Origin of the sequence: Novosphingobium sp., assembly GCF_039595395.1 — a bacterium.
Taxonomy (GTDB): Bacteria; Pseudomonadota; Alphaproteobacteria; order Sphingomonadales; family Sphingomonadaceae; genus Novosphingobium.
This window is the reverse complement of record NZ_JBCNLP010000006.1, coordinates 212,358-223,509: the sequence shown is the minus strand read 5'-3', so window position 1 is coordinate 223,509 and position 11,152 is coordinate 212,358. Positions and strand designations below refer to the sequence as shown.

The following is an 11,152-nucleotide window of genomic DNA, read 5'->3' as shown; positions in this document are numbered from 1 at the left end:
TTCGCGCATTTTCCAAACGGACTCTCAGGGCTTGCCAGCAGCCAGATAAGTGTCGAACCAGGCGACGGTGCGGGCGGCGGCATCCTTGATATGGGCGGGCTGGCGCAGGCGGTGGCCTTCGTCCGGGTAGATCACCAGGCTGGTCGGCACGCCCAGATCATGGAGCGCGTGCCAATATTCCACCGACTGCGTGGGCGGCACCTCGATATCGCGCTCGCCCACATAGATGAAGGTGGGGGTCTTCGCCTGCTTGATGAAGTCGATGGCCGAAGCCGCGCGATAGGCGGCCGGATCGTCATACATGGTCTTGCCGAAGAAGGGCAGCATCCACTGGTCGATCCCGTTGGTGCCGTAATAGCTGATCCAGTTCGACAGGCCCGCCGCCGCGACGATGGCCTTGAAGCGGCTGGTCTGCGTGTTCGCCCACATCGACATGAAGCCGCCATAGCTGCCCCCGGTCAGGCCAAGGCGGCTGTCGTCGATGGGGGCGATCTTCTCCACCGCATCGATGCCCGTCAGGATGTCGCGCAAGTCGCCGCCGCCGAAGTCACGCCGGTTGGCAGCAGTGAAGGCCTCACCCTGCCCATAGGATCCGCGCGGATTGGGGTAGAAGACGTAATAGCCCTTGGCCAGCAGATCCGCCACGGTGCCCTTTTGCACATAGCGCGGTTCGTTGGCCGCCGCGGGGCCGCCGTGGACGATCGTCACCATCGGCGCCTTGGCCGCGTTTTCAGCGGTGAGCGGCGCCAGAACCCAGCCCTGCACGGTGAAGCCATCATTGGTCCATGTCACGCTGCGCGCGCGGGCAAGGGCGGGCAGCCTGTCATTGTCATGGGTGAGGATGCGCGGGGCAGTGGCGGTGCCTGCCAGAATGGCGGGGCCATGGGTGAAATCCTGCCGCACGCTGGCCACATGGCTCCCATCGGCCGACCACACGGCACGGCCATCGCCGGCGCCAAGGCTCACCGGGGCGCTCCACAGGACCTTCGCGGGGCCGGTTGCCCCCCACGACACCAGTTGCGCGCTGTCACCGGCAAGGCGGGTGCCGCGCAGGCCGCCCGTGGTCCAGTCGATCGCGTTGACGGTGGCCTTGTCGCCCGCCGTGCGGTTGGCGGGCGTGCCGCCGGCCAGAGCCACGGTCCAGACATCACCGCCGATCGAGCCGAAATCGCTCATCACGCCGCCGATGAAGGCCACGGTTTTGCCGTCCGGGGAGACGCGGGGCATGTTGATCTGGGTGGCGGGCTTGGCGATGGTGCGCAGGGCGCCGGTGGCGGCATCCACCGCGTCCAGCGTGGCCACCCACCAGTTGTTGTCGCCATTGCCCACCGCGCTGGTGACGACCAGGCTGCGCCCGTCAGGCGCCCAGTCATATTCATAGATGTAGCGGTCGGCAGGGGTCAGCGGCCTGATATCGGCGCTGGCGAGGCTGGCCTTGCGGTCGAAAAGCGCCAGACGCTGTTCGTCACTCTTGTCGCCGATCTCGCCCACCTGCCGGGCTCCGGCCTGTGTCGCCCCGGTTTCCTTTGATGCACCCAGAGTCACCAGCAGCGCCACGCGCTGGCCATCGGGCGAGAAGCGTGGCGTGGCCGCAAGTCCGGCAATGGTGGCCAGCGTGCGGAGCTGGCCGTCCTGCGCCAGCATCAGGCTGGAGGTTCCCTTGGCACGGTCGCGCGCAACAAAGGCCAGAGCGCCATCCTGCGCAAAGCTCAGGCCAGCATAGGTGCAGGTGCCGCAAGGATCGAGCGTGGTCAGCACATGGCCATCCGTCGCGGCGCGCAGGACGATGGCGGAATGATCCTTGCCCGCCGGTTCCACTGCGGCCAGACGATCTCCCTTCGGCGCGAGAGCCAGCCCGTCATAGCCGTGGATGGGCTCCGGGGCGGCCTGGGGCGCGGCTTGCGGCGTGGTTTGAGACTGGACAGGAGAGGCCAGCATGGTGGCGGCCAGAAGCACGCAGGCGGGAAGGCGCATGGGGCAGGAGACTCCGTGAAACGATCGGCAAGGGGCTAGGACGACAGGGGAAGCATCGCAACCCTGCTTTATCGCGCTTTGCCTCTCCCAGCTGGCGTGCCTTCGGAAGGGCCGGTGCCTCACATCCGGCTTTCGCCGGATGTCCAGACAGCCCGTGACAGCTTGCCTAGCCGAACGGGGCAGCCAGCGTCAGGATCGTGCGGGCATGTCTCAAGGCCACCGCCTCCCGGTCCGGGCCATATCCCCCGCCCAGCGTGCTCGCCAGCGGTATCCCTCGAAGCCGCGCCTGCGACGACACCATGTGATCGCGTGCCGCAAGCCCGTCATCGGTGAGGGCCAACCGCCCCAGGCGGTCGTCCCTATGGGCATCGACACCGCCCTGCAGAAGGATGAGGTCCGGCACAAAATGGTCGAGAACACCGGGCAGGCAGCCACTCAGCGCTTCGAGGTAAGCGGCGTCGCCTGTCAGGTCGGGCAAGGCGATGTCCAGCGACGAACGCGCCTTTCGCGCGGGAAAATTCTTCTCGGCGTGCAGGGACAGCGTGAAAACGTCGCCACGCCCTGCCGTGAGTGCTGCGGTCCCATCGCCCTGATGCACGTCGAGATCCAAAATCAGGATGCGTGAGGCATCTCCCTCTGCGATCAACCTGTTGGCAGCGACCGCCAGATCGTTGAAAACACAGTATCCTGCCCCGGTCTCCGCCAGAGCATGGTGGCTGCCGCCCGCGCTGTTGGCGGCATAGCCGTGCCGCAACGCCAGCTTTGCCGCCAGCCATGTTCCGCCCGGCGACAGTTGCGATCTGCGCGAAATCCGCTCGTCGATCGCGAAGCCGATCCTGCGTTGTTTTTCAGCGGGAACCTTGCAGGTGACGACCTCCTCGACATAGGTCGGATCATGGACCGCCTCGAGCCAGGCTCTGGGCATGATCTCGGGCACATGCACCGTCATCGCCGCGCCGCTTTCGCCCAGCGCGCGCATGACCAGAGCATATTTGTCATGCGGAAAGGTGCCGGGGCTGTCGGTGGCGACAACATAGCCCGGATGGTGGACGACATGCAGCATCCCCCGGGCGTTAACGGCCCTGACCACGCCCGTCGAGCCTCTTGCGGTCACGCCACCCCGGCATTTTGCGCAAAAAAAGGGGCCAGCCAGATCGAAGGCAGGGCGGGCTTCCGGGGGCATCAACCAATGGGCCCGGCATTGTCGTCGATCTTCGACCATGAATGAACATCCGCCAGCACCGGATCCGGGAAAGGCAGGATTGTCTGGGATTCGCTGGGGGTGGCGGTCCATTCTCGCCCGGACCAGCGGAAATCCGCCTGCGATTCGGATGTTCCGCCGCCGGAAACGACCAGGAACGTGCAGGCCGTTGCCCCTTCCGGCTTCGCATTCAAGGCCGCCTTGCAGGTTCCCAGCACGACGCGCACCTGATCCAGGCCAAGCAGGGCCCGGACAGCGGTGGTGGCGCGACCATTGGTCAGCTTGGTGGGCGGCTGCGCATGGCACGCCGTAGCGATGGAGGCCAGCATCAAGGATAAGAGAAGCTTGCGGTTCAGCATGTCACGCTCTCCTGACGAGAGCATGTATAGAGACACCGTTCACAAGATAAAACGTCATTTTCTTGTCAAGAATGGCACATCAATCCGCAGTATAGGTGAAAAGCGGTCATTGCCGTCGAGCAAGGAAGCATTCTCAGCCGGAGGCGGGCGACGGCACTCAGCATACGGTTTCATCCTCTATCAGGGGGCTTTTCCCCTGAGGTAAATGGTTTAGGTTATCTCCGAGGGTGGAAAGCCACAAACGCACCACCACAAAGGGGAGAGATCATATGGCTCATTGGCGCGTGATGGGAGCAACAGCGATGGCAGTCCTCGCGATGCTGCATGCGGTTCCATCGCAGGCCGCCGATACGGCGCCCCTGCCGATCGAGGCCAGCCATGGCGCCGCGCTGATTTCGGCAGACGATCTGGGGGCGCAGATCTCCGCGATGAAAGCGCGGGTCAAGCCCGACACCTCATTGCTCTGGCAGCCTGTGCTGCTGGCCAATGGCACCACGGCGGCGCTGGAATACTGGCATCGTCCCCGGCCGCCAGCGGTGCATGTGCGCGAGGCAGAGTATGTCACGGTGATGCAGGGCAGCGGATGGATGCTGTCAGGCGGCACCATGACCCAGAGCCACGAAACCCATCCCGGCCTGCTGGAAGGCGGGGAAATCCAGGGCGGCACCAAAAGGGCGCTGAAACGCGGCGATGTCTTTCTGATCCCGGCGGGCATGCCTCACTATTTCGGGATCGAGGGCGAGGGGCTGGTGCTGCTGGGCATCAAGATCCCTTCGGCCAGCCAATAACCCAACCCAAGGAGCCGCTTTCATGCTGCATCATGCCTTCTTCTGGCTCAAGAATCCCGCATCGCTGGAGGATCGCGACACTCTGGTGCGCGGCCTGAAAACGCTGGGCGAGATACCCCTGATCCGCTCGCTGCAGATCGGCATCCCGGCCTCGACCGAGCAGCGCGATGTCGTCGACAGCGGCTTTGCCGTCTCCGAACTGATGGTCTTCGACAGTCTTGCCGATCAGGCCGCCTATCAGAGCCACCCCATCCACCAGCGCTTCGTCGAGACCTGCAGCCACCTCTGGTCGAAGGTGGTGGTCTATGATGTCGAGACGCTGCCGTAAGCCTTACAGCGTACGGCGCACCGCATCGTGCCAGCCGGCGGCCAGCGCGTCGCGCTCGGCCTTCTTCATGGCGGGCGTGAAGAGGTCGCCCTGCGTCCAGGTTGCCGCCAGCGCATCCAGATCGGGCCAGACGCCCGTGGCCAGCCCGGCGTGGAAGGCCGCGCCCAGCGCCGTGGTTTCCAGATGCACCGGCCGCTCCACCGGCGCGTCGAGCATGTCGGCCAGGAACTGGCACAGCCAGTCATTGGCAGCCATGCCGCCATCCACGCGCAGGGCTTCGGGCCGCGCGCTGCCATCCTCGATCATGGCGCTGGCCAGATCCATCGTCTGATAGGCCACGGCCTCCAGCGCGGCACGGGCCAGGTGAGCCTGCGTGGCCCCCAGCGTCAGGCCGAAGATCGCGCCCCGCGCGTCCGGGTTCCAGTGCGGAGCGCCCAGCCCCACAAAGGCGGGAACCATATAGACGCCGTTGTTGTCGGGCACCTGCGTTGCCATATCGTTGGTCTGGCGCGCGCTGGTGATCACGCCGATGCCGTCGCGCAGCCATTTGATCGCCGCCCCCGCGACAAAGATCGAGCCTTCCAGCGCATAGGTCATCTGCCCGTTCAGGCGATAGGCGGGCGTGGTGAGCAGACGGTTCTGCGACTCCAGCGCCTGCGCCCCGGTGTTGAGCAGCATGAAGCAGCCCGTGCCATAGGTTGATTTGGCCATGCCCGGCTGAAAACAGGCCTGCCCGAACAGCGCTGCCTGCTGGTCCCCGGCAATGCCCGCGATGGGGATTTCCGCGCCCAGCAGGCTCTTGTCGGTGATGCCGAAGATATGGGCATTGTCATGGACTTCGGGCAGCATCTGCATCGGCACGCGCAGCAGGCGGCACAGCTCCTCATCCCAGCGCTGCTCACGGATGTTGTAGAGCAGGGTGCGGCCCGCATTGGTCACATCGGTGGCATGCACCTTGCCGCCGGTCAGCCGCCAGAGCAGAAAGCTGTCGATGGTGCCGAAAGCCAGCTCGCCCTTTTCGGCCCGCGCCCGCGCGCCCTCGACATGGTCGAGAATCCACGCCAGCTTGGTGCCGGAAAAATAGGGATCGAGCAGCAGGCCGGTGCGGGCGCGCACATCGGGTTCCGCACCATCCGCCTTCAGCTCGCCGCACAGCCGCGCGGTGCGGCGGTCCTGCCAGACGATGGCATTGTGGATAGGCTTGCCGCTCGCCCGCTCCCACACCACCACGGTTTCGCGCTGGTTGGTGATGCCGATGCCCGCGATGCCCCCCGCCCCGACGCCGCTCTTTTCGATCGCCTCGCGCGCGGTGGCCAGCGTGTCGCGCCAGATGTCCTCGGGATCATGCTCGACCCAGCCCGGCTCGGGGTAATGCTGCGCGAACTCGCTCTGCGCGGTGGCGACCGGGCGCGCGGCGTCATCGAACACGATCGAGCGCGTCGACGTGGTGCCCTGATCGATGGCGAGGATATGGCGGGCTAGGGTCATCAGGAACTCTCCAAAGGCGGGCTGGCCGAAAGCGGGCTGGCTAAAAGGCTGGCGCGGCCTGTTTTATTGCAAAATCTTGCGGTCCTTGGGCAAGTAGGGCTTGATCAGGAACTGATAGATCCCCGCGCCCACAACGCCGCCCAGCAAAGGCGCCGCAATCGGCACCCACCAGTAATTGTCAGGACCGGGAAAGGCCGAGGCGTCCCATCCCGCCAGCCACGCCAGCAGGCGCGGCCCGAGGTCACGCGCGGGGTTGATCGCCCAGGCCTCCAGAAAGCCGCCCGAAGCGCCGATGGTGGCCACCAGCAACCCGATCATCAGCGCACCCGAATTGGCCATGGGGGCGCTGGTGTTGTATTCATCGGTGATGGCGAAAATGCCCAGCAGCAGGATGGCGGTCAGGATCACCTCGTCCCAGAAAGCATGCATCGGCAGGATATGCGGCCCCGGATGGGTGAAGAACACACCCGCCGCGCCGCCGCCCGCGCGGGTCAGGCCATGGGCGGCATTGTAGGCGTCGATGACCGGATGATAGAGCTGCAGCACCAGCGCCGCGCCGATGAAACCGCCGATCACCTGAGCGATCCAGTAAGGCAGCACCTTTTCCCTGGGGAAACCGCGAAACAGCGTCAGCGCCAGCGTTACCGCCGGATTGGCATGGGTGCCCGACACCGCGCCGGTCACGAAAATGGCTAGAGTCACCGCCAGACCCCAGGCGATGCACACGCCCCAATAGGCGGTGGCATAGGGGCTGGGATCATAGAGCGTGATCATCGCCGCCGCCGAATCGCCCAGCGTGATGATGATCACCACGGCGATCACCTCCGCGATCAACTCGCCACGCAGCTTGTGGTCCAATCTCATGCCCATCCTCTCACGATGCATCCAACGGGGCGTTTTCGCCTGCTTCGGCCATCTGCTCACGCTTTCGCGCCAGCGTCAACAGTTTCGTTTGCATTTTCGTTATTGCGATCATATTTTCGCATTCGAACATTGAACGGACTCACTTTCGAAAGAGACGCACCATGGCCATACCCCCGCCCCAGAGCCCCGAACCGGTCTACGATCTGCTGATCGTGGGCGGCGGGGTTAATGGCGCGGGGATCGCGCGCGATGCGGCGGGGCGCGGCCTGTCGGTGCTGCTGGTCGAGGCCGAGGATCTGGCCAGCCACACCTCCTCGGCCAGCACCAAGCTGATCCATGGCGGGCTGCGCTATCTGGAGTATTACGAGTTCCGTCTGGTGCGCGAGGCACTGATCGAGCGCGAGCGGCTGCTGGGCATGGCCCCGCACATCATCTGGCCGCTGCGTTTCGTGCTGCCTCAGTCGCAGTCGCCGCGCCCGGCGTGGATGGTGCGGTTGGGCCTGTTTCTCTACGATCATCTGGGTGGTCGAAAAAAGCTGCCCGGCACGGAAAGGCTGGATCTCGACCGCGCGCCGCAAGGCAGTGGCCTGAAGCGTGGCGCCAAAGGAAAAGGCAGCGCTTTCGTCTATTCCGACTGCTGGGTGCAGGACAGCCGCCTGGTCGTGCTCAATGCGATGGATGCGGCGGCGCGCGGGGCGGACATCCGCACACGCACCCGTCTGGTCGAAGCGCAATCCGCAGGCGATCAGTGGCTCGCCACCATCGAAGATGAGACTGGCCCGCGTCAGGTGCGGGCGAAAGTGCTGGTCAATGCGGCAGGCCCATGGGTCGATGCCGTGCTGCGCACACTGGGCCGGGCGCGCAATGATCGCGGCGTGCGGCTGATCAAGGGCAGCCATATCGTGGTGCCGCGCCTCTATGAGGGCGACCATGCCTTCATGCTGCAGAACCCGGACCGCCGCATCGTTTTCGCCATCCCCTATGAGCAGCACTTCACCCTGATTGGCACCACCGACGAGCCATGGAACGCCCCCCCCGGCAAGGCCGAGATCAGCCAGGGCGAGATCGACTATCTCTGCGAGACGGTGAACCGCTATTTCGAACGCAACGTCTCCCCCGCCGACATCGTGTGGAGCTATGCCGGTATCCGCCCGCTTTACGACGACCATGCCGCCAATGCCTCGGCGGTGACGCGCGACTATGTGCTGGATTTCGACCAGAGCGAGAGCCGGGCCCCGATGCTCAGCGTCTTCGGCGGCAAGATCACCACCTATCGCAAGCTGGCCGAACACGCGATGGAGCATATCGCGCCGCTCTTCCCGCAAGCCGGCGCGCCATGGACCGCCGGGGCCACCCTGCCGGGCGGAGACCTGCCGGATGGCGATTTCGATGGCTTTGTGGCGGCACTGGTCTCCCGCTATCCGCAGCTTGATCCCGCGCTGCTGCATCGTCTGGCCCGCGCCTATGGCACACGCGCCCTCGATCTGCTGGGTACGGCCAAGACGCCGGGCGATCTCGGCCCTGATCTGGGCGGGGGCCTGCACACCGGCGAGGTCGATTATCTCGTCCGGCACGAATGGGCCCGCAGCGCGCAGGACATTCTCTATCGCCGCAGCAAGCTGGGGCTGCATGTGCCGGAAGGCACGGCGCAGGCGCTGGAGGCCTATCTGGCAGGCAATTGACCTGAGCGTCACGCAGGCTAAGGCCAAGGTGGCAAGGAGGCGCCGGTGAACACAGTGACGGACAGTCAGGACGATGCGGTCGCCCGCCGCCGCGCGCGCATTCTGGAAATCGCCCGCAACGCAGGCAGCGTCGCCGTGGAGGATCTGGCCGAGCGCCTTGCCGTCACGCCCCAGACGATCCGCCGCGACCTCAATGTGCTGGCCGATCAGGCCCTGCTCTCGCGCATTCACGGCGGGGCGATGATCGCCTCAGGCGTCAGCAATCTGGCCTATGACACCCGCCGCGCCGTGGCGGCCCATGCCAAGGCGCGCATCGGCGCGGCGGCGGCGGCGCTGATCCCGGATGGCTCATCGCTGTTCATCAACATCGGCACCACCACCGAGGCGGTGGCCGCCAATTTCAGCCATCACCGCGATCTGATGGTGATTTCGAACAATCTCAATGTGGTCGATGCGCTCAGCAATCACGGCTCGGTCGATCTGGTCTGCGTCGGTGGCAAGGTGCGGACCGAGGACCGCGCGGTGGTCGGCGCGCTGGCGATGCGCTTTATCGAGAACTTCCGCGTCGATTACGCGCTGATCGGCATTTCCGCGTTGGCCCCGGACGGCACGCTGCTCGACTTCGCGATCGATGAGGTGGAGGTTTCGCAGACGATCATCCGCAACGCCCGCAAGGTCATTCTGGTGGCGGATTCCTCGAAGGAAGACCGCTCGGCGCCGGTGCGGGTCTGCGGCATGGAAGAGATCGACTTCTACGTCTGCGACCGCATTGTGGACGAGGGACTGAGGGCGGCATGCGAGCAGCATGGCGTAACCGTGATCGAAACCATTGGATCGATGGATGAAACACCCACCGATCAACAACCGCCCGCACCTTAACGCAAACGCCCGCCGCCTTATTGCGGAACCAGCGTCTTGAGCGGCACCGCCGGATCGGCCAGCACCTCTGGAGCGATCATCGCTCCGGACGTGATCAGGCCCCGGCCCTGAATGAAATCCCGAGCCATGTTCACGCAATCCAGCGCGATCACCTTGCCGCCCCGCGTGTAGAGGATGGAAAAGCCCCCCGCCTCCGGATCGCCCCGGAGGATAAAGGCATCATGCCCCGCCGACAGGCCGATGGTCTGGATTTTCAGATCATACTGGTTTGACCAGAACCATGGCAAAGCAGCATAGGTCGCCTCGGCCCCGGCGATGGTGCGCGCCACGGTGATCGCCATATCCACCGCATTCTGCACCGATTCCAGCCGAACCGTCGCGCCCTCGGCAAAGCTGTTGGCATGGGCGGCCAGATCGCCGATGGCATAGATGTCGGCAAGGCTGGTGGCGCAACGCTCATCGACCAGCACGCCATTGCCCACCACCGCCCCGGCAGCCTCCAGCGGCGCGACTTCGGGCACGATGCCGATGCCGACGATCAGCAAATCGCAAGGGATCACCTCCCCATCCGACAGGCGCACACCGGTGACGAGAGCCTCGCCTTCTAGCGCCTCGATCCCGATGCCGAGGCGCAGATCGACGCCATGCGCCCGATGGGTCTGCTCGACAAAGCGCGACAGAGCCTCACCGGCGGCGCGCGCCAGCACCCGGTCCTGCATCTCCAGCAGGGTCACCTGCTTGCCGGCCTTGGTCAGCACGGCGGCGGCTTCCAGCCCGATATAGCCGCCGCCGATGATCACCACATTTTCCGCCGCAACCGCCGCATCCCTCAAGCGATCCGCATCGGCCAGCGTCCGGATGGCCAGCACATTGGCGGCATCGCCCTTCTCCAGCGGCAGGCGACGGGGCGCCCCTCCGGCGGCCCAGACCAGCTTGCCGTAGGCAAAGCTGCGGCCAGCGGCGGTGGCGATGCTGTGCGCCCCGGCATCAACCGACACCACCCTTTCGCCGGTGATCAGGGTGATGCTCTTGTCCTGCCAGAAGGCTTCCGGGCGGATGAACAGCCGCTCCCGCACCTTCTCGCCCGAGAAATACTCCTTCGAGAGCAGCGGCCTTTCGTAAGGCAGCTCCACCTCTTCCCCGACAATCGCGATCGAGCCGGTAAAACCATGCTGCCGCAAGGCAATCGCGGTCTGCGCGCCGCCGTGACCGCCGCCGACGATGATCACATCATAGGATTGCACCATGGGTATCAAAACCTCTCAGTCGGCGGGGGCGAGGCGGACCCGAATGGCATCGAGGTCCTCGGTGATGGTGATCTGGCAAGACAGCCGCGAATGATCCTGACGATGAAGCGAGCTTTCGAGCAGATCGGCCTCATCCTCGCTGGCCGGGGTCTTCATGCTGTCCGGGCCGGATTCGACGAAGACATGGCAGGTGGCGCAGGAACAGCAGCCGCCACACAGCGCCAGCAGATCGTCGAAACCATGGTCGCGCAGCACCTCCATCAGGGTGATGCCCGGCGCTGCCGAGACCTGTGTTTCCACCCCGGCATGATCGATCACATAAAGATTGGCCATAAATCCCTC

11 protein-coding genes are annotated in these 11,152 nt (G+C 65.2%); 4 read left to right on the top strand and 7 right to left on the bottom strand.

Features of this window, described 5'->3' with window-relative positions:
* Positions 1–24: 24 nt before the first annotated feature.
* The 3 genes from ABDW49_RS21260 to ABDW49_RS21250 all read right to left on the bottom strand — a co-directional run bounded on the left by ABDW49_RS21260 (position 25) and on the right by ABDW49_RS21250 (position 3,534).
* Positions 25–1,974, bottom strand: a complete 1,950-nt coding sequence (locus ABDW49_RS21260) for a S9 family peptidase (RefSeq protein WP_343615024.1) — start codon at positions 1,972–1,974, stop codon at positions 25–27.
* Between the two features lie 166 nt (positions 1,975–2,140).
* Positions 2,141–3,037, bottom strand: coding sequence for a histone deacetylase (locus ABDW49_RS21255; protein WP_343617343.1), 897 nt, complete (start codon positions 3,035–3,037; stop codon positions 2,141–2,143).
* A 119-nt stretch (positions 3,038–3,156) separates the two neighbouring features.
* The gene (locus ABDW49_RS21250) at positions 3,157–3,534 is read right to left on the bottom strand and encodes a hypothetical protein (protein WP_343615022.1); all 378 of its coding nucleotides are present in this window, start codon (positions 3,532–3,534) and stop codon (positions 3,157–3,159) included.
* A 302-nt stretch (positions 3,535–3,836) separates the two neighbouring features.
* Here ABDW49_RS21250 and ABDW49_RS21245 point away from each other — a divergent pair, with 302 nt between their 5' ends.
* Complete coding sequence (locus ABDW49_RS21245) at positions 3,837–4,322, top strand: cupin domain-containing protein (protein WP_343615021.1); 486 nt, start codon at positions 3,837–3,839, stop codon at positions 4,320–4,322.
* A 22-nt stretch (positions 4,323–4,344) separates the two neighbouring features.
* A complete protein-coding gene (locus ABDW49_RS21240) occupies positions 4,345–4,650 on the top strand; it encodes a Dabb family protein (protein WP_343615019.1) in 306 nt (101 codons plus the stop codon).
* Positions 4,651–4,653: 3 nt separating this feature from the next.
* Here the strand turns inward: ABDW49_RS21240 and glpK are convergent, their stop codons facing one another.
* Positions 4,654–6,138, bottom strand: a complete 1,485-nt coding sequence (glpK, locus tag ABDW49_RS21235) for a glycerol kinase GlpK (RefSeq protein WP_343615017.1) — start codon at positions 6,136–6,138, stop codon at positions 4,654–4,656.
* A 63-nt stretch (positions 6,139–6,201) separates the two neighbouring features.
* Positions 6,202–7,002 (bottom strand): MIP/aquaporin family protein, encoded by an 801-nt coding sequence (locus ABDW49_RS21230; protein WP_343615015.1) that lies wholly within the window; start codon positions 7,000–7,002, stop codon positions 6,202–6,204.
* Positions 7,003–7,163: 161 nt separating this feature from the next.
* Here ABDW49_RS21230 and ABDW49_RS21225 point away from each other — a divergent pair, with 161 nt between their 5' ends.
* Both ABDW49_RS21225 and ABDW49_RS21220 read left to right on the top strand, forming a co-directional pair.
* Positions 7,164–8,684, top strand: a complete 1,521-nt coding sequence (locus ABDW49_RS21225; RefSeq protein WP_343615014.1) for a glycerol-3-phosphate dehydrogenase — start codon at positions 7,164–7,166, stop codon at positions 8,682–8,684.
* Between the two features lie 45 nt (positions 8,685–8,729).
* On the top strand, positions 8,730–9,563 hold the full coding sequence (locus ABDW49_RS21220; protein WP_343615013.1) for a DeoR/GlpR family DNA-binding transcription regulator: 834 nt from the start codon (positions 8,730–8,732) through the stop codon (positions 9,561–9,563).
* 17 nt (positions 9,564–9,580) lie between these two features.
* Here the strand turns inward: ABDW49_RS21220 and ABDW49_RS21215 are convergent, their stop codons facing one another.
* Positions 9,581–10,810: an FAD-dependent oxidoreductase gene (locus ABDW49_RS21215; RefSeq protein WP_343615012.1), complete on the bottom strand. Its 1,230-nt coding sequence runs from the start codon at positions 10,808–10,810 to the stop codon at positions 9,581–9,583.
* A 15-nt stretch (positions 10,811–10,825) separates the two neighbouring features.
* Entirely contained in the window at positions 10,826–11,143 is a 318-nt protein-coding gene (locus tag ABDW49_RS21210; RefSeq protein ID WP_343615011.1) for a 2Fe-2S iron-sulfur cluster-binding protein, read from the bottom strand.
* Positions 11,144–11,152: the final 9 nt, after the last annotated feature.

Excerpts from the sequence above, each read along its gene's own strand:
- ABDW49_RS21245 (WP_343615021.1), top strand. The coding sequence starts at position 3,837 with ATGGCAGTCCTCGCGATGCTGCATGCGGTTCCATCGCAGGCCGCCGAT.
- ABDW49_RS21255 (WP_343617343.1), bottom strand. The coding sequence starts at position 3,037 with ATGCTGCATGTCGTCCACCATCCGGGCTATGTTGTCGCCACCGACAGC.
- ABDW49_RS21215 (WP_343615012.1), bottom strand. The coding sequence starts at position 10,810 with ATGGTGCAATCCTATGATGTGATCATCGTCGGCGGCGGTCACGGCGGC.
- ABDW49_RS21225 (WP_343615014.1), top strand. The coding sequence starts at position 7,164 with ATGGCCATACCCCCGCCCCAGAGCCCCGAACCGGTCTACGATCTGCTG.
- ABDW49_RS21260 (WP_343615024.1), bottom strand. The coding sequence starts at position 1,974 with ATGCGCCTTCCCGCCTGCGTGCTTCTGGCCGCCACCATGCTGGCCTCT.
- glpK (WP_343615017.1), bottom strand. The coding sequence starts at position 6,138 with ATGACCCTAGCCCGCCATATCCTCGCCATCGATCAGGGCACCACGTCG.
- ABDW49_RS21210 (WP_343615011.1), bottom strand. The coding sequence starts at position 11,143 with ATGGCCAATCTTTATGTGATCGATCATGCCGGGGTGGAAACACAGGTC.
- ABDW49_RS21240 (WP_343615019.1), top strand. The coding sequence starts at position 4,345 with ATGCTGCATCATGCCTTCTTCTGGCTCAAGAATCCCGCATCGCTGGAG.
- ABDW49_RS21230 (WP_343615015.1), bottom strand. The coding sequence starts at position 7,002 with ATGAGATTGGACCACAAGCTGCGTGGCGAGTTGATCGCGGAGGTGATC.
- ABDW49_RS21250 (WP_343615022.1), bottom strand. The coding sequence starts at position 3,534 with ATGCTGAACCGCAAGCTTCTCTTATCCTTGATGCTGGCCTCCATCGCT.